This window comes from Plantibacter sp. RU18 (assembly GCF_050613355.1).
GTDB lineage: Bacteria > Actinomycetota > Actinomycetes > Actinomycetales > Microbacteriaceae > Plantibacter.
On sequence record NZ_CP159618.1, the window covers coordinates 2,940,693 to 2,958,557 of the forward strand.

14 protein-coding genes are annotated in these 17,865 nt (G+C 69.4%); 9 read left to right on the top strand and 5 right to left on the bottom strand.

The features are described from left to right. The first annotated feature begins 57 nt into the window (after positions 1 to 57). On the top strand, positions 58 to 1,305 hold the full coding sequence (locus tag ABMA10_RS14130; protein ID WP_347866520.1) for a phosphotransferase: 1,248 nt from the start codon (positions 58 to 60) through the stop codon (positions 1,303 to 1,305). Here the strand turns inward: ABMA10_RS14130 and ABMA10_RS14135 are convergent. Then, on the bottom strand, positions 1,215 to 4,520 hold the full coding sequence (locus ABMA10_RS14135) for an ATP-dependent DNA helicase (RefSeq protein ID WP_347866519.1): 3,306 nt from the start codon (positions 4,518 to 4,520) through the stop codon (positions 1,215 to 1,217). The genes ABMA10_RS14130 and ABMA10_RS14135 overlap by 91 nt on opposite strands. Beyond that, positions 4,484 to 7,657, bottom strand: coding sequence for an ATP-dependent DNA helicase (locus ABMA10_RS14140; protein WP_347866518.1), 3,174 nt, complete (start codon positions 7,655 to 7,657; stop codon positions 4,484 to 4,486). The genes ABMA10_RS14135 and ABMA10_RS14140 overlap by 37 nt, the downstream gene beginning before the upstream one ends. 142 nt (positions 7,658 to 7,799) lie before the next feature. On the opposite strand from ABMA10_RS14140, the gene ABMA10_RS14145 reads away from it, so the two are divergent. Both ABMA10_RS14145 and ABMA10_RS14150 read left to right on the top strand, forming a co-directional pair. Further along, complete coding sequence (locus tag ABMA10_RS14145; RefSeq protein ID WP_347866517.1) at positions 7,800 to 8,024, top strand: DUF3107 domain-containing protein; 225 nt, start codon at positions 7,800 to 7,802, stop codon at positions 8,022 to 8,024. Between the two features lie 2 nt (positions 8,025 to 8,026). Then, positions 8,027 to 8,326 (top strand): hypothetical protein, encoded by a 300-nt coding sequence (locus ABMA10_RS14150; protein WP_347866516.1) that lies wholly within the window; start codon positions 8,027 to 8,029, stop codon positions 8,324 to 8,326. 73 nt (positions 8,327 to 8,399) lie between these two features. Here ABMA10_RS14150 and ABMA10_RS14155 read toward each other — a convergent pair whose 3' ends face one another. Then, positions 8,400 to 9,122 (bottom strand): ferritin-like fold-containing protein, encoded by a 723-nt coding sequence (locus tag ABMA10_RS14155; RefSeq protein ID WP_431030633.1) that lies wholly within the window; start codon positions 9,120 to 9,122, stop codon positions 8,400 to 8,402. Positions 9,123 to 9,258: 136 nt separating this feature from the next. Between ABMA10_RS14155 and ABMA10_RS14160 the strand changes: the two genes are divergently transcribed. Continuing rightward, positions 9,259 to 10,770 (top strand): DEAD/DEAH box helicase, encoded by a 1,512-nt coding sequence (locus ABMA10_RS14160; protein ID WP_347866514.1) that lies wholly within the window; start codon positions 9,259 to 9,261, stop codon positions 10,768 to 10,770. An 81-nt stretch (positions 10,771 to 10,851) separates the two neighbouring features. On the opposite strand, the gene ABMA10_RS14165 is transcribed toward ABMA10_RS14160, so the two are convergent. Next, complete coding sequence (locus ABMA10_RS14165; RefSeq protein WP_347866513.1) at positions 10,852 to 11,724, bottom strand: PHP domain-containing protein; 873 nt, start codon at positions 11,722 to 11,724, stop codon at positions 10,852 to 10,854. A 64-nt stretch (positions 11,725 to 11,788) separates the two neighbouring features. On the opposite strand from ABMA10_RS14165, the gene ABMA10_RS14170 reads away from it, so the two are divergent. Further along, positions 11,789 to 12,826 (top strand): endonuclease/exonuclease/phosphatase family protein, encoded by a 1,038-nt coding sequence (locus ABMA10_RS14170; protein ID WP_347866512.1) that lies wholly within the window; start codon positions 11,789 to 11,791, stop codon positions 12,824 to 12,826. Between the two features lie 41 nt (positions 12,827 to 12,867). Beyond that, a complete protein-coding gene (locus ABMA10_RS14175; protein WP_431030634.1) occupies positions 12,868 to 14,265 on the top strand; it encodes an aminopeptidase P family protein in 1,398 nt (465 codons plus the stop codon). Positions 14,266 to 14,311: 46 nt separating this feature from the next. Here ABMA10_RS14175 and ABMA10_RS14180 read toward each other — a convergent pair whose 3' ends face one another. Continuing rightward, the gene (locus ABMA10_RS14180; RefSeq protein WP_431030635.1) at positions 14,312 to 14,815 is read right to left on the bottom strand and encodes a general stress protein; all 504 of its coding nucleotides are present in this window, start codon (positions 14,813 to 14,815) and stop codon (positions 14,312 to 14,314) included. A 66-nt stretch (positions 14,816 to 14,881) separates the two neighbouring features. On the opposite strand from ABMA10_RS14180, the gene ABMA10_RS14185 reads away from it, so the two are divergent. Genes ABMA10_RS14185 through ABMA10_RS14195 form a run of 3 tightly spaced genes read left to right on the top strand, consistent with a single transcriptional unit; the run spans position 14,882 to position 17,865 of the window. Further along, the gene (locus tag ABMA10_RS14185; RefSeq protein ID WP_347866509.1) at positions 14,882 to 16,195 is read left to right on the top strand and encodes a magnesium transporter MgtE N-terminal domain-containing protein; all 1,314 of its coding nucleotides are present in this window, start codon (positions 14,882 to 14,884) and stop codon (positions 16,193 to 16,195) included. After that, the gene (locus ABMA10_RS14190; RefSeq protein WP_347866508.1) at positions 16,173 to 16,712 is read left to right on the top strand and encodes a DUF1003 domain-containing protein; all 540 of its coding nucleotides are present in this window, start codon (positions 16,173 to 16,175) and stop codon (positions 16,710 to 16,712) included. The genes ABMA10_RS14185 and ABMA10_RS14190 overlap by 23 nt, the downstream gene beginning before the upstream one ends. Continuing rightward, positions 16,705 to 17,865 (top strand): Mrp/NBP35 family ATP-binding protein, encoded by a 1,161-nt coding sequence (locus ABMA10_RS14195; RefSeq protein ID WP_347866507.1) that lies wholly within the window; start codon positions 16,705 to 16,707, stop codon positions 17,863 to 17,865. Before ABMA10_RS14190 ends, ABMA10_RS14195 begins: the two co-directional genes overlap by 8 nt.

The following is a 17,865-nucleotide window of genomic DNA, read 5'->3' on the forward strand; positions in this document are numbered from 1 at the left end:
CCTTCCTGAGGGCGTGGCGAGCGCGGCTCACCAGGACGGCCCCGTACCCTAGATGTCATGGCCAGATCCCATCTCACTCTAGCCGCGTTGGCCACCTCGGCCGTCGCCGACCTGCAGGTCAGCGGTTCGGGCGCGCACACCGCTGGCGGCGAGGGGAACTTCGATTCGGCCAGGCTGCTGACGAGCGACGGACGCGAACTCATCGTTCGCATACCGACCTCGCAGCAGGCCGAGACCGAGCAGTCCGCCGACCTCATCGCGCTGCGCGCGCTCACTCCCGGCATCCGCAGCCGGCTGCCGTTCGACGCACCGACAGCCGTCGGGCAGATGCCGGTCGACGGCACGCGAGCCGTCGTCCTCGACTTCGTCGCCGGATCCCACCTCGACCCGGCGGCGCTCCGCGACGACGAGGTCCTGTCCGATTCCCTCGGTGCGGCCGTGGCCGCGATCCACTCGCTCCCGACGTCGTTCATCGCCGAGGCAGGCCTGCCCCTCCTGTCGACCGAGCAGATCCGTGCCGACGCGAAGCGCATCGTCGCCCGCGCGGCCGAGACCCGCCTCCTCCCCACCGCGGTCCGCGAGCGCTGGCAGGCAGCCGTCGAGGACCACACACTCTGGCAGTTCCAGCCGACGGTGATCCACGGCTCGCTGGCCGCTGACCGCGTGCTGGTCATCCGTCAGGATGGGCACGGCTTGGTGAACGGCGTCATCGAGTGGGGTTCGCTGCGCGTGGGCGACCCTGCGCTCGACCTGCACTGGATCGCGACGCTCGGAGCCACCGGCGAACAGGCGTTGTCCGCGTATGCGGCATCGTGCACGCGCGGGCCCGATCGTTTCGTCACGCTCCGCGCTCGCCTGTACGCCGAACTCGAGATCGCACGCTGGCTCCTGCACGGCCGAGACGGTCACGACGAGACGGTCGTCGAAGACGCTGTCGCCATGCTCGACGGCCTGGTCGACCGGGTCCTCGGCGACGTCACCGACCCCCTGGGGTCGGCGACCGGTCCGGTGCTCGCTGTGGACGAGGTCGAGACCATGCTCGACCGCACCCCGATCGGTTCGTCGTCGCCCGGGATCGCCATGCAGACCGACACCTACGACCGCTCCGAGCTGGAGCGGGCGCTCGGTCGGGACGTCGACCCGCAGGACGACGAGACGTCCGATGCGCGCGACCGCGAGCAGGACGCTGAGTCGTCCGACGCCAACGCGACCGATCAGATCGACACGTCGTCGTTCGAGCTCTGGGACACCGCACCGGCTCCGAAGGACCGTTCCCACTCCGACAGGAGCTCGTCCTCCGAATAGAGGCGCTCCGGCCGGAGGGCGACGTCGTGGCTCACGTAGTAGAGAACGGCGTCGATGCGGTCCGGATCGATCCCCCGGTGGTGCGCGTACGCCAGTCGGTACAGAGCCAGCTGGAACGAGGCGTTGCGTTCATCCTCGGGTGTGGACGGCACCGCTCCCGTCTTCCAGTCGACGATCTCGAACCGGTCGCCGCGTGCGAACACCGCGTCGAGCTTGCAGACGATGAGCCGACCGGTGTCCCCCAGCGGCACGTGGATCTCGGTCTCGACCTCGATCGGCTGGACGCCTGCCCACTCGGAGGCGAGGAAGCGTGCGGTCAGCTCCTCGAAGCCGATGCTCTCCGAGTCTCCCCCAGAGCGGTCGATGTCGAGTTCCGTCGGCAGCGCGTCGACGAGTTCTTGGAGCCCGAAGGTGCCGTAGTGCGCTTCCACCCAGGAGTGGAAGCGTGTCCCGAGCCTCGTCTGACGGTACGGACGCTGCGGGACGGGTCTGCGCAACCGTTCGAGCGCGGCTTCGGGTTCGGTGACGAACTCCTTGAACTTGGAAGCCGGGATACGCACGGGCAACTCGCCTCGCATCGTGGTCGACGCATTGCGGCGTCGCTCCTCGAGCAGCAGGCTCAATTCGTTCTCGAGCGGGCCGAGTGACGCGAGCAGTTCCACCTCGGTCAGGCCCCGGCGGCGGTCGACCTCCGAGGCCGCGTGTTCGACCACGACCCGTCTCGCCCCGAGCGGATCGACGGGCCACTCGAGCACCGCAGCCGCGGCATCGATGGGATTCTCCTCGAAGACGGACGCCTCGGGCAGCTCGCTGATCACGCCGGCATCCGCGAGCTCGCGGAGGTAGGTGCTGGCCGCACGAGGGCGTTTCCGGTCGCCTGACCAGAACGATCCCGTCAGGAGGAGGTCATGCTTGGCACGGGTGACGGCGACGTAGGCCAGGCGTCGTTCCTCGTCGAGAGCCCGCTCACCGAGGGCCTCCGAGAACGCCGCCTGGGCGTCGATCACCTCCTTGCGGGACTCCGCGCGCTCCCAGTCGAAGACCGGGAGCTCGGCGGCATCACCGCGGAATGCGTACGGCAACGTGCCCAGCGTGACCCAACCTCGTCCGTCCTTGGGCTTCGCGGGCAGCTCGTCGACCACGAGCCGCGGAATGACGACGTGGTCCCATTCCAGCCCTTTCGAGCCATGGATCGTGAGGAGCTGCACGGCGCCCTGGTCTGGTGCGTCGCTCGCCGGACCGAGGTCGTCGCGAGCGAGTGAACGGTCGATCCAGGCGAGCAGGCTGCCGAGACTCACCTGCTCCTCCGCCGCGATGAACGAGATGATCTCGTCGTGGAACGCCTGCAGTTTGTTGGGAGCCCGAGCCGCTGAACCGGTCGACTCGTTGGCGACGACCTCGATGTCGAGCCGCAGCTCACGTTCGACCGCGCGAACGAGATCCGGGAGACCGCTCCCGGCTCGGCGACGCAGTGCGGTGAACACGAGCCCTGCCTCACGGAGTCTGGCGCGCCCGGCATCGGTGAAGCCTGCGGCGAGTCCCGCCGGGACACGATCTGCTGCGATGAAGTCGAGCGCGTCGATGATCGAGCGCCCGTCGTCGTCGGCGACCGACTCTCGGAGCCGGGCTGCGAGCTCGGTGTCGTAGCGCTTCGTCTTCCAGTCGATCGCCTGCAGGTACCTGGCAACTTCGACCAGGTGACCGAGGTCGCGGACACCGATCCGCCACCGCGGACCGCTCAGGAGCCTGATCAACGAGGATCCGGCTGCCGGATCGTGGACCACCCGGAGCGCCGCCGTGACATCGACGATCTCCGGCGATGACAGCAGCCCACCGAGCCCGAGGATGTGGTGCGGCACGCCGAGCGCGGCGAGTCCCTCAGCGAAGTCCTGCATCGGGCGCCGGGCTCGGAAGAGGATCGCCGCAGAACCTGCCGGGTCGCCGCCGCGGTCCGCGAGCAGCCGGTCGGCGCACCACTCGGCGACGGCGCGCACCTCCTCAGCGCCGGTCTCGACGAACTCGACCGCGAGCGAGCCCGCTCCGGCGCCTGGTTTCGCGGCGAGGTCGAGCACCCGTAGTCTGGCGGCTGCCTCGGCCTGCGCCTGCAACGGGCGGACGATCACATTCGCGGCTTCGAGGATGCGGTGATCGTTCCGCCAGCTGGTGGACAGGTTGTACTGCGCCGCGTCACCGGAGCGCCCGAAGTCGCGGGAGAACCGTGCGAGGTTCGCCGCACTCGCACCGCGCCAGCCGTAGATCGATTGGTGTGGGTCGCCGACGGCCATGACGGGATGGTCGGCGAAGAGTGTCGACAACAGGCGTGTCTGGACCACCGACGTGTCCTGGTACTCGTCGAGCAGGACGACACCTGCGCGTTCGCGGGCCACGGCAGCCACCCTGGGCGAACGCTCGCAGGCGGCGAGGGCGAGTGCGACCTGATCCGAGAACTCCACGAGACCCTGTCGGCGCTTCTCGTCCGCGTAGCGCGCGGCGAGGTCGAGCAGCACTGGAAGAGCGCCGACGACGGCGACCGCCTGGTCCACCTGCGCGTAGGCGCCCCGCCCGCCGTTCGGCAGATCGGTCAGCCCGGTGAACCGCTCGACGAACCCGAGGAGTTGTTCGGGGGTCCCCTCGATCTCGGCGAGCTCGTGGCTCAGCGAGAGCACGAGCTCCGCGACCTGGTCGACGGACTTCCCGAGCTCTGCCAGCCGGTCGTCGCCGTGTCGGACGACGATCCGCCTCGCGAGTCGCCACGCGGAGGCCTCTGACAGCAGGACGGACTCGGGTTCCCGCCCGACGAGGAGCGCGTTGTCTCGGAAGAGTGCGTTCGCGTAGGCGTTGTAGGTCGACACCTCCGGCCGGTCGAAGAGTGCGTCTGCTCCGGGGTCGAGGATGCCGACGTCTTGCAGGGACTGGATGCGCTTGCCGATCCGAGCGGCGAGTTCGCCGGCCGCCTTGCGTGTGAAGGTCAGCCCGAGGACCTCGCCGACGGCGACGTGGCGGTTGGCGAGCAACCACACGACCCGCGAGGCCATCGTCTCGGTCTTGCCGCTCCCGGCACCTGCGACGACGAGCACCGGCGACATCGGCGCCTCGATGACGTCGACCTGCTGCGGGGTGGGCTGCGGGAGCCCGAGCAGTCCGGCGAGGGTCTCCGCCGAATAGTCGCGGTGGCCCGTCACGAACTCACCGCCGGCACGATGTGGATGGAGCATTCGCCGAACGCGAACGGGTCGTGGCAGTGCGTGCCGAGTCGCGCTTCGAACACGGCACCTGCCATGCCGATGGCGTCTTCGAGGACGCGTGCGCGGAAGCGCTCGAGGGCATCGTCGTCGAACGCCGGCTGTGCAGGGTCGTAGTACTCCTTGCGCTGCGTGCCTGCCGACACGACGATCAGCTTCGCGCCGCCACGCAGCAATCCCTCGGTACCTGGTACGGAGCCCTCCGCCAGAGCGAGCTGGTACGCGCCGAGCTGCGGCATCTCCTCCACCTCTCGGTCCTGACGGGGCGCAGAACCACCGGTCTTGAGGTCGGCGATCACGACGCGCTTCGTGCCGTCGAGCTCGGGGACGAGTTCGACTCGGTCGATCGAGCCCCCGAGGACGGCTGCTCCTCCGAGTTCACCGATCGGGATGCGGAGGCTGAACCGGCTCTCGTTGCCGATCGTGGTCACGCCGGCGCGCTCAGCGTCGTGCAGGTAGGCGGACAATCGGTGGACGAGTTCGGCTGCCCGACGTTTCGTTGCGGCGCCCTCCCACTCCGCCTCGAACCGCAGCTCGTCCCAGCGTGCTTCGACTGCGGACCACAGGGCGGCCTCGTCCGAGGATTCGGCGTGTTCGAGTGCCGCATGGACGATGGTGCCGAGTCCTGAGGCGAAACCTGATGCACCGCCCCCCAGACGCGCGATCACCCAGTGCAGCGGGCATGCCTCGAACGCCTCCATGCGCGACGGCGAGATCGGCAGCTCCTCCACCGCCGGATCGTGGAGCGGCGCCGTCGAGCTCGGCGCTGCGACGCCGTACCACTCCTCCGTCGGTGCACCGGCCACGCCCGCATCCGCGAGGAGTGCGAGCGCGGAGGCGGCTGCGCGCCGCTCGGCCGGGTCGGCTGGGCGGGCCCGGCGGGTGAGCGACCGACGGAGGGTGCCGACGAGTCCGCGCAGCGACAGGGGCGCGAGGCTCACCCGGTGCGGGTCGGGTTCGGGCACGAGGGTGAGGAAGGGGCTTGCCTGGTGGTCGTCGTCGACGACGGCCACGACGAGCAGTGAGCGGTCGGCTCGGGAGCTCGCCTGGGCGAACAGCCGCAGTTCGTCGTGCAGGACCGCGCGACGGGCGTCGGCCGTCGGGGTCGCCGTGCCTTCGAGCAGCTCGACGAGCGCCGATGCACCGAGCAGCGAGTCGCGGACGCGGAGGTTCGGCCAGACGCCGTCCTGCATGCCTGCCACCACGACGCTGTCGAATGCGGAGCCGACGAGCGCTGCCGGCGTCGCGATCGTCACTGCCTGGCGGAGACCGGTCGGCGCCAGGGAGTCGTCGCCCACCGCCTGCTCGAGGAGACGATCGAGGAAGACGGACGCCGGGGTGTCCGGTTCCGCCTCGACGAAGGTGCGCGCCGCATCGGCCAGCTGCGTGATGGCGTCGAGGTCGCGGTTGGCCTCCTCCGCGGCCTGCCCGCTGCCCTTCGACAGCTTGACCCAACCGCGCTCGAGACGGCTCCGCGACCAGAGACCGTAGACGAGCTCCTCCGCTGAGGCTCCGGCGTCGGCCTGCGCACGCGCCTCGGCCAGGCTGTCTGCGAGCGAGCGAGCCTTCGCCGCCGACGGTGTCTCGATGCCGACGAGTGCACCGGGGACCGCGAAGGCCTCCTCGAGCAGGCGGTCGGCGCTGCGGTCGAGTCCGTGCTCGAGGTCCGCGTGGCGGAGCGCCGCGCGGAGGCGTCTGACGCCGATCGAGTCGAGCCCGCCGAGCGCGCTGTGGAGGAGTTCGGTCACGACATCGGCGTCGAGCGGCGTGCGGCCGAGAGCGACGGACACGCCGAGCAGCACGGCACGGACGAACGGCTGCTCGCGCAACGGCGATCCACCGGTGCTCGCTCGAGTGGGGACTTCAAGAGAAGAGAGTCCGCGTTCGATGGCGGGGATGAGCCCACCGCTGCGCACGACCACCGCCATCTCCGCCCAGGGGACTCCAGAGAGCACATGGCGCTCTCGAAGGAACCTCGCGATGACCGCGATCTGCTCGGCGGGCGATCCTGCGGCCACGGTCATCACCGAGTGCTCCGGGTCCGTGCTGTCGGCGAGGGGCGGAGCAGCAGCCCGGTGCAGTCCGGCGCCGGCCGTCCCGATCCGCTCGGTGACGCCGCTGACCGTCGTGCGGATGGCGGGTGTCCCGCGGTGCACCCGCCCCAGCGACAGCGTCTCGACCGGTCGGCCGAGGACGTCTGCGAAGCGGCCGAGTGCGTCCGCTCTGGCTCCGTGGAACGCGCCGGTCGTGAGGTCCGGGTCTCCGAAGGCGACGATCGTGATGCCGTGGCGGGCCAGCGCGGCGAACAGCTCGAGCACACCGTGCGTGGCCTCCTGCGCGTCATCGATGAAGATCGCCCGGAGGCGTCCCAGGACGCCCGTACCCGGTGTCTCCTCGTCGAGGAGTCGGGCTGCCCTGGCGAGTGCGGCGGCCGGCGTGAGGTGCCCGCGCCAGTCGTCGGCGAGGAAGCCCTCGATGAACCCCGCTGAGGCGATCCACTCCGGCCGCTCGTGCTCGGCGCCGAGCCGGCGGAGGTCTGATGGCGCCACTGCATGCTCGACGCTGCGCTCCATGAGGTTGCGGAGCTCCGTCCGGAAGCCCTGCAACCGCCGGACCTCCGGGCCGAGTTCCGCCGGCCAGACTGGCCCGGTCGTCTCCAGTTCGTCGCCGAGGAGCCGCTCGGCGATCGTCTGATCCTGCTCGCCGCCGGTGAGCAACCGCGGACGACCGGCCCCTGCGAACGCGCCTGATCCTGCGATGATCTCGAGAGCGAGGGACACTGCCGTGCGAGCGAGTGATCCGGGGGTCGCCCGAGCGACGCGGGCCTCGAGCCGGTCTCTCAGCACTTGCGCCGACGATCGTGACGCGGCGATGACGAGGACTTCGTCTGTCGAGTACCCGCGGTCGAGCACCCGCTCCGCAACGGCTTCGACGAGCGTCGTCGTCTTGCCGGTCCCGGCTGCGCCGAGGACGGCCGCATGGCTGGTGTCGTCGAGGCCGAGTACCGCGCGCTGCGAGTCGTCGAGCGCGACGACGCCGAACGCGGTGTGCGGAGATGATTCTGCCGGACGGGCTCCCGCTGGTGCGGGCTGCACGACGGGATCGACCATGCTTCGCACGTTACCCGAGGGTGCCGACATCGCTGCGCCGACCGACCGATGCCGCGCTGTTCGCTGACAGCAGGCGGCCCGCGCCGAACGCACGGGCCCGACTCCCGTAGTCTTGCCCTACCGCAACCGAAAGGCACTCAAGGTGGAAATTCGCATTGGAATCCTCAACAGCCCTCGCGAGATCGGCTTCGAGACCTCACAACCAGCAGCCGAGATCGAGGCGCTCGTGAAGACCGCCCTCGAGTCCGACGCCAAGCTGCTGGCATTGAAGGACAACAAGGGCAACAGCTACCTCGTCCCGACCGTCAGCATCGGCTATGTGGAACTCGGCACCGAGGAGTCCCGCCGCATCGGATTCGTCGGCTGAGCATGGAACTCCTCTTCGTCGCGCTGGGTGGCGCGATCATCGGACTCGCGATCCGCTACATCCTGCCGGGCAGAGACCAGCACGGAGCAGCGCTCGTGCCGGCCGTCGCGACGCTCGTCGCCGCGGTGGTCTGGGTCGCGTTGACCTGGGCCGGCATGGCCTGGGACGGCGGCTGGATCTGGGTCGCGACCTTCGGCGTCGCCGCCCTGGCCACGGTCGTGACCGACATCGTGCTCGTCCGGACACGCACCGCCTCCGATGAAGCGATGCTCGCCCGTCTCCGGCACGGCGTCACCGCCTGAGCAGTCGATCGTCCGAAGCCGTCGTCCTTCCGGGGCGGCGGCTTCGTCGTGTCGGCCGGACGTCCAGCGCGTGTCAGGCGGTGAGCCCGAGGGCATCCATCCGGCGCGTGTGGTTGGCGATGAGCTCCGTGTAGATCGGCTCGACCCGCGCGTCGTCAGGAAGCGCCTTGCTCTCGGTGACGAGCGACGAGCGCGCTACCAGCATGGTGTCGCCGAGCAGCCGTCTCCCCCACATCGCCAGCGTCGACGCGCGCTCGGGATCGGCGGCGATGACACGGCGCAGGATCCCGACGATCGGGTCCTCGCCGGATGCCGGAGCGACGATCGCTTCGAGGTCCCGGGCGTCACCGCCGTCGAGCCCGCGCGCCAATTGTGCGAAGAACTCGTCAAGGAAGCCGCGGGTCACGAAGACCCCGAGCAGGAGTTCCTCCCAGGTTCCGCTCCTCAGGATCGTCTGGAACTCGTCGCGTGCGTTCGCGTACGGTTCGAGCACTGCTCCGGGGTCGTCACTCGTCCGACGGATCCACGCGAGCAGCGCCTGGTGCTTCCGCAGGGCGGTCGCAGCCGCCTCTGCGAGTACCTCGCGGTCCGCGTCGCTCGGAGCATGCTCGACCGCGAGTGAGAGCGTCATGAAGAAGCCGAGCTGCAGCTGGGACACCTGCCCGAGGTAGTCGGCAGTGCTCGGCGCAAGCTCGTGGAGGTCCACGCGGGTCGCCTGAACGGCCTCCTCGCGCGAGCGCAGACGGGGCGTATCCGTGCCGGGACGACGCCGGCGGCGTCCAAACCAAAATGCCACGGCACCACCCTAGCCGCCACGCGCCGTTCACCGTATTCCGCGTGCCCAGCGGGCTCTCGGCACCTCCCGGGTAGACTCGAAGCGCCCCGGCGTCGGATCGGGGCCCTACACCTGTGTGCAATCGAAGGTGTAGACCATGACTGCACTGACAGGTATCTCCGTGACTTTTCGTGATCTCGGCGTCGACCAGGACATCGTCGACGCCCTCTCCGCCAAGGGCATCATCGAACCATTCCCCATCCAGGAGCAGACGATCCCCCTCGGGCTCGCCGGCCAGGACATCATCGGCCAGGCCAAGACGGGAACGGGCAAGACCTTCGGGTTCGGCATCCCCATCGTCCAGCGCCTCGGCCTCGACCCGGCCCCCGGTGTCAAGACCCTGGTGGTCGTCCCCACCCGCGAGCTCGCCGTCCAGGTCTCCGAAGACCTCGAGATCCTCATCTCGAACCGGTCGACGACGCTCGTCTCCATCTACGGCGGCAAGGCGTACGAGGGCCAGATCGAGCAGCTGAAGGCCGGCGCGCAGATCGTCGTCGGCACCCCCGGCCGCCTCATCGACCTCAACAACCAGCGCCTGCTCGACCTCTCCAACGTCACTGAGATGGTCCTCGACGAAGCCGACAAGATGCTCGACCTCGGGTTCCTCGCCGACATCGAGAAACTCTTCTCCAAGACGCCGGCCGCGCGTCACACCATGCTGTTCTCGGCGACCATGCCCGGCCCGATCGTGGCGCTCGCACGTCGCTTCATGAACAAGCCCATCCACATCCGCGCCACCGACCCCGACGAGGGCCTGACCCAGGCGAACATCAAGCACCTGATCTACCGGGCGCACTCGCTCGACAAGGACGAGGTCATCGCCCGCATCCTCCAGGCCGAGGGCCGCGGCAAGACCGTCGTCTTCACCCGTACGAAGCGTGCTGCTGCCAAGCTGGTCGAGGAGCTCTCCGACCGCGGCTTCAACGCCGCAGCCGTCCACGGCGACCTGAACCAGGAGCAGCGCGAGCGCGCGATGGCCTCGTTCAAGGCAGGCAAGCGCGACGTGCTGATCGCGACCGACGTGGCGGCACGCGGTATCGACGTCGACGACGTCACTCACGTGATCAACCACACCATCCCCGAAGACGAGAAGACCTACCTGCACCGCGTGGGTCGTACGGGCCGTGCCGGCAAGACGGGCATCGCCGTCACCTTCGTCGACTGGGACGACCTGCACAAGTGGGCGCTCATCAACCGCGCGCTCGAGTTCGGGCAGCCGGAACCGACCGAGACGTACTCCTCGAGCCCACACCTGTTCGCCGATCTCGGCATCCCGGAGGGCACGAAGGGACGCTTGAAGTCCGCAAAGGCACCCGAGGCCGCTCCGCGCCGCGACGGCTCCTCCGGTGGCTCGGGTCGTGGTGGCTCCGCGGGCGGCTCCTCCCGTGGCGGCTCCGCGGGCGGATCGGCTCGCGACGGACTGACCCCGAGCACCCGGTCGCGTTCGCGAACCCGCGGCGGCGCACAGGGATCGAACGACACCGTCGACCGCTCCGAGCCGGCCGCCGGCACGCACGACGGGCACGGTCAGCAACACCGCGACGGCAACAGCGCACCGCGTCGGCGCAGCCGCACGCGTCGCACGGCACCGCCGGCACCGACCGCGTAGTCGAAGCACTGTGAACGCCCGCGCCCTTCGGGGAGCGGGCGTTCCGTGTCTCCCGTCCGTCCTGGGCGGGTGAGCCGTGGCTCAGTCGGGCAGGACCGGAGCCGACCCGGTCGCTTCTGCCACGATGCGCTCGACGACGTCCAGATCGGTCGTGTTCTCGCCGAGCCGGTTCGGCTTGCCCGTTCCGTGGTAGTCGCTCGACCCCGTCGCGACGAGCCCGAGTTCGGCTGCGATCCGACGCACCACGACCTTGCCCTCCTCGGTGTTCTCGCGGTGATCGATCTCGAGCCCGAAGAGACCGGCGTCGGCGAGGGTGCGGAAGTACGCCTCGGGAAGCATGCGGTCTCGTCCGGCTGGGACCGGGTGCGCGATGATCGGCACACCTCCGGCCGCCCGCACGAGGCGGACCGCCGTGAGCGGGTCGGGCGCGTAGTGCGGCGCGTAGTAGCCGGTCCGGGGGTGCAGGATGCCGTCGAACGCCTCGCCACGGTTCGAGACGATGCCGAGGGCGACGAGTGCGTCGGCGATGTGCGGCCGTCCGACGGTCGCGCCTTCGCGGGTCTGCGCGAGGACGTCGGACCAGGCGAGCGGGTAGTCGCTGCCGATCCGTGCCACGATGCCCTCAGCGCGCCGGAGGCGGGACTCACGGATCTTGGCGGTCTCCTGCAGCAGCTCACCGTTGAGCGGATCGATGAGGTAGGCGAGCAGGTGCACGCTCCGCCATTCGTACCGGGTGCTGAGCTCCATGCCGGGCAACAGCGTGATGCCCTGGCGACGGGACTCCGCTGAGGCCTCCGCCCAGCCTGCGGTGGAGTCGTGGTCCGTCAGGGCGATCGTCCCGAGTCCGGCGGCGCCTGCAGCACGCATCAGCTGCGTCGGTGTCTCGGTGCCGTCCGACACGCTCGAGTGCGTGTGCAGATCGGCAGGGCCATGCAGTTCTCGAGCGTTCGCCACGCGTCCACCCTAGTCGCAGCTGCTGTGCCGAGGACTCCCAGACCGGTCGCATACGCTGGCGCGAATGTTGAAGACCACGGGCCGCGTCGTCGTGATCGTGCTCACGATCGCGAGCACGGCCGTTCTCGCAGTGGCCGTGGTCCCGCAGGTGTTCGGCCTGGAGCAGGCGCAGGGCGTCACCCAGCTCAGCGCCTTCCGTGCACTGGGTTCGATCGCCGCCGCTGCACTCGCGATCGGCTGCCTCATCGCCGCGATCACCCGTCGCGGCTCGCTGCGCGTCCTCCCGCTCATCCTGAGCGCGGTGCTGGCCGGCATCTCCGTGACGGGGGCTGTCGTCACCGCGGGTCGAGGCATCGACGATCGGCGCTCCGCCGGCGAGTCGACCGATCTCGTCGGCCAGGTCACCGTCCTCACCTGGAACACGTTCCGCGACGGTGTCGACCCTGGGACGATCGCAGCGATCGCCATCCGTGAGGGCGCCGACATCGTCTCACTGCCGGAGACATCGGCGGACACCGCGCGCTCGACCGCGGCCGCGATGACGGCGGCAGGCCGTCCGATGGTCTCGCACTCGAATGGTCCGGGTCCGAACGCCACGAGCCTGCTCGTCAGCACCGGTCTGGGCGAATACGCCCTTCGCCCGGTGGAACCCGCATCACCGACCGCACTCGAGCGCTCAGAGACCCTGGTCGCCGCTCCCGTGCTCGGCGACGGACCGGTCATCGTCGCCGTCCATACGACTGCTCCGCTGCCGAGCCGTCTGAGTTCCTGGCGGGCGGAACTCGCAGACCTCGCGGCGCTGTGCGCAGGGAACGCCGACATGATCCTCGCCGGTGACTTCAACGCCACCCTCGACCACCTCGCACCGCTCCGCGGTTCCGGCGACCTCGGGAGCTGCCAGGACGCCTCCGCGGCAGATGCGGTCGCCGGGCTCGGCACCTGGCCGGTCCAGCTGCCGGCGATGCTCGGCGCCCCGATCGACCACGTCATGGCGACGCCCGGCTGGGTCACGATCGCCGCACGGGTCCTCACCGAGTTCGATGGGAGCGGCAGCGATCACAGACCGGTCGTCGCAACCCTCCTCCCCCGCACCGCGGGCTGACCGACGGGCGGGCATCCAGCTCGCGGTGCCACAATGGAACCATGGCGACTTCCGCAGATGAATCAAGTACGAACACCGTCCAGGCCACGGCCACGTCCAACCGGGCCGCAGCCTGGTCCGAGGGGTTCCGGGCGTTCATCGGGACCGGATGGGCCGAGCGTCCAGAGGTCCTACCCGCGCTCCGTGCGACCGCGGCACTCGCAGCGGCACGTCGCGAACGGCTGTCTGCAGAGTTCCCCGGCAAGCGCCTCGTCCTCCCCGCCGGCGGCATGAAACAGCGCTCCAACGACACCGACTACCTCTACCGGGCGCACTCCGCGTTCTCGTACTTCACGGGCTGGGCAGCCGATTCCGAGCCGGACAGCGTCCTCGTCCTGGACCCGACGGCTACCGGGCACGACGCGACACTGCACTTCCGTGAGCGCGCCGGACGCGACACCGACGAGTTCTACACCAACGCAGCGATCGGCGAGTTCTGGATCGGTCCCCGTCCCTCGCTCGCGCAGGTGGCCGCCGACCTCGGCGTCGCCACCGCCGACCTCGACGCCTTCGTCGTGGGAGCGGACGATCTCGCCGTGGACATCGATGCCGACCTCACGCGCGTCGTCTCGGAGATGCGCCTCGTGAAGGACGCCTACGAGATCGACCAGATGCGCCTCGCGGTCGACGCGACCGCTCGAGGCTTCGACGACGTGGTCGCCGAGCTGCCGCGGGTGATCGCGCACACCCGCGGAGAACGCATCGTCGAGGGCGTCTTCGCGGGCCGCGCACGGGCAGACGGCAACGGCGTCGGCTATGAGACCATCGCAGCGGCCGGTCCGCACGCCTGCATCCTGCACTGGACGCGCAACGACGGACGCGTGCTGCCTGGCGACCTCATCCTCATCGACGCCGGCGTCGAGCTCGACAGCTACTACACCGCCGACATCACCCGGACGATTCCCGCCTCCGGGACCTTCACCGAGGTCCAGCGTCGTGTGTACGAAGCCGTCCGAGAGGCAGCCGACGAGGCGTTCTCCATCGTCCGTCCCGGCATCCGGTTCAAAGACGTCCACGCTGCCGCGATGGCCGTCATCGCTCGCAAGACGGCCGAGTGGGGGTTGCTCCCGGTGACGGCCGAGGAAGCCCTCCAGAAGGAGAACGAGCAGCACCGCCGCTACATGGTGCACGGGACGAGCCACCACCTCGGCACTGATGTGCACGACTGCGCACAGGCGAGGCGCGAGATGTACGCCGACGCCGTGATCGAGCCGGGCATGGTGTTCACGATCGAGCCTGGTCTCTACTTCCAGCTCGACGACCTCACCGTCCCGGAGGAGTACCGCGGCATCGGTGTGCGCATCGAGGACGACATCCTCGTCACGGCCGACGGCGCCGAGAACCTCTCCGCCGGCATCCCTCGCACGGCTGATGAGGTCGAAGCCTGGCTCGCCCGCTGAATCGCGCTGGACGGAGCCGGACCGGAGGAGACTGCGAACGCTGCGACTACTCCGTGTTCGGCTCCGGCACACGCTCCAGGAGGTTTCGTGCGCGGTTCGCCAATTCGCCCCCGACGATGAGGTCGTATCGCGTCGCGACCACGAGCGTCGCCGACGAGTACTCCTGGCGCTTCCGGGTGATGGAGAACGACACGATGCCGAACAGCATGCCGAAGGCCGCACCCATGAGCACGGCCGCGCCGAGCAGCACGAGATTCGTCTCCGGGTTGAAGATCACGAGCACGAGTCCGAGGAACAGTCCGAGCCAAGCTCCGCTGACGGCGCCGGCGCCGGCTGCCCGGCCATAGCTCAGTCGACCGGTCACCCGCTCGACGCTCTTGAGGTCGCTGCCGACGATCGAGATCTCCTTGACCGGGAAGTCGGTGTGCGCGAGCGATGAGATCGCGGCTCGTGCCGACTCGTAGCTCTCGTAGCTCGCCACTGTCTCACCTCGCGGGATGGTGCCGAGCGCGGGGGCGCCCTTCCGGGCGAACTGTCGGGGATCACTCATGCCCCCATCTTCTCATCCCCGCCCTGACAACCGCCCCGGTGGTCGGCGGCGGGTAGATTGGTACCCGTGAGTGCCACCAGAGTGTTCGTCGCCAGGCTTGCCGGGTGCACCGTCTTCGACCCCGCGGGCGATCGTGTCGGCAAGGTCCGAGATGTGCTGGTCGTCTACCGGACCGGCAAATCCCCGCGCGTCGTCGGACTCATCGTGGAGATCCCGGGCAAACGGCGCGTCTTCGTCTCGATCGGTCGGGTGACGAGCATCGGCGCCGGTCAGATCATCACGACGGGCCTCATCAACGTGCGCCGCTTCGAGCAGCGCGGCGGTGAGGTCCGGGTCATCGCCGAGCTCTTCGGTCGCCGTGTCGTCTTCCGCTCCAGCGGCGAGGAGGCGACGATCGAAGACGTCGCGATCGAGGAGCAGGGGCCAGGCGAATGGCAGGTGTCCCAGCTGTTCGTGCGTCGTCCGAAGACGACCGCATCGCCGTTCGTGAAGGGCCCGACCACCTTCGCCACCTGGAACGAGCTCCGCGAGGAGCAGGAGGTCGGTGAGGCACAGTCCGCCGAGCAGCTCATCGCGACCTACTCCGACCTCAAACCGGCCGACCTGGCGAACACCCTGCTCGATCTCCCACAGGAACGCATGATCGAGGTCGCCGGGGAGCTGTCGGACGATCGCCTCGCCGATGTGCTCGAGGAGATGCCGGAGAGCGACCAGGTCAACATCCTCGCCCAGCTCGACGACGATCGCGCGGCCGACGTCCTCGACCAGATGCAACCCGACGACGCTGCAGACCTCATCGCCCAGCTGCCCGAGGACCGAGGCGAGCACCTCTTAGAACTCATGGAGCCGGAAGAGGCCGAGGACGTGCGCATGCTCCTGCGTTTCGACCCCGAGACCGCCGGTGGTCTCATGACGACCGAGCCGATCATCCTGTCGGCGGACGCGACCGTCGCCGAAGCCCTTGCGTCGATCAGGCGCTCAGAGCTCGCCCCTGCCCTCGCAGCCGGTGTCTGCATCACGCTGCCGCCCTACGAATCGCCAACGGGCCGGTTCCTCGGGATGGTGCACTTCCAGCGCATGCTGCGCTACCCGCCGCATGAACGCCTCGGCACTCTGCTCGATCAGAGCCTCGACCCGGTCGGCGTCCGTACCTCCGCCGCCGAGGTCTCCCGAATCCTCGCGAGCTACAACCTCGTCCAGGTGCCGGTCGTCGACGAGCAGCATCGACTCCTCGGGGTGGTGACGATCGACGACGTGCTCGACTATCTCCTCCCAGACGACTGGCGGAGTATCGATGAGAACGACGAGCTCCCCGCCTCAGGCGCACAGACCGGGATGAACGGAAGGAGGGCAGGTCGTGGCACGAGCTCCCCGCAATGAGGTCCGGCTCGACGCTCCCAAAGGGCTTCGAGGTTCGGTCCGGTCCGTCCGGGCTCCCGCATCCCGCGACCGCTTCGGCCGATTCACGGAGTGGATCGCCCGTGCGATGGGAACCCCCTGGTTCCTGCTCGGGCTCACCATGTTCGTCATCCTCTGGATCGGCTGGAACACCTACGGACCGATCTCCCTGCGGTTCGACTCGGTCGACATCGGATTCATCGCACTGACGCTCGTACTCTCGCTCCAGGCGTCGTACGCCGCGCCCCTCATCCTGCTCGCCCAGAACCGTCAGGACGACCGCGACCGGGTGCAGATCGAACAGGACCGCCAGCGCTCCGAGCGGAACCTCGCTGACACCGAATACCTGGCACGCGAGGTCGTCGCACTCCGTCTTGCACTGAAGGACATGGCGTCGAAGGACTTCATCAGGGCCGAACTCCGCTCCCTGTTGGAAGAGCTCGACCGCGATCACACCGAGCAGACCGACGGCGACGGGGCCGAGCGCCGGCGTGGTTGAGACGAGCGTCGCCGACCGGATCCGAGCATCGCTTTCCCGGGTCATCGACCCCGAGATCCGGAAACCCATCACCGAGCTGGACATGGTCGGCGAGGTCTCCGTCGATGAGGCTGGCGTAGCGGACATCGTCATCAAATTGACGATCGTCGGTTGCCCGGCCGCGAGCAGCATCGAACGCGACGTGCGGAGGGCCGCGGCGGACACACTCGGTGTGACTGCGGTGTCGGTCGACGTGCAGGTCATGTCGACCGCCGAACGTCAGGCGCTGACCGAGAGACTCCGTGGCGGCAAGGCTGCTCGGGGCATCCCGTTCGGACCCGACTCGCTGACCCGCGTCTATGCGGTGACGAGCGGCAAGGGCGGCGTCGGTAAGTCGACCGTGACCGCGAACCTCGCGGTCGCCCTGGCGGCTCGAGGGCTCCGGGTCGGACTCATCGATGCCGACGTCCACGGCTTCTCGATCCCCGGCCTGCTCGGGCTCGTGCACGACGGTTTCGCCGAGAAGCCGACGCAGGTCGGCGACATGATCCTGCCGCCGATCGCCCACGATGTGAAGGTCGTCTCGATCGGGATGTTCGTCGAGGCGCCGACAGACGGCCGTCGTGCCGTCGCGGTCGCGTGGCGAGGTCCGATGCTCCACCGGACCATCCAGCAGTTCTTGACCGACGTGTTCTTCGGCGACCTCGACGTCCTCCTGCTCGATCTCCCGCCGGGCACCGGCGATGTCGCCATCTCGATCGGCCAGCTGCTGCCCCACGCGGAGGTGCTCGTCGTGACGACGCCGCAGCCTGCGGCCGCCGAGGTCGCCGAACGCAGTGGGGTCGTCGCCCGCCAGACGGGTCAACGTGTCTACGGCGTCATCGAGAACATGGCCGGGCTCGCCCAACCGGACGGCAGCCTCCTGGCGCTGTTCGGCGAGGGTGGCGGCAAGACCCTGGCGGAGAGCCTGTCGGTCGGCCAGCCGGCTCCGGTCCCGCTGCTCGCATCCGTGCCGCTCAGTATCGCGCTTCGCGAGGGCGGGGACGCCGGCGTACCGGTCGTGCTCTCCCACCCGGAGGACCCTGCTGCACAGGCGATCCTCCGCGTCGCCGACCAGCTCGCCTCACGCCCGCGAGGGCTCGCGGGCAGGCGACTCGGCGTCACCAGGACCTGA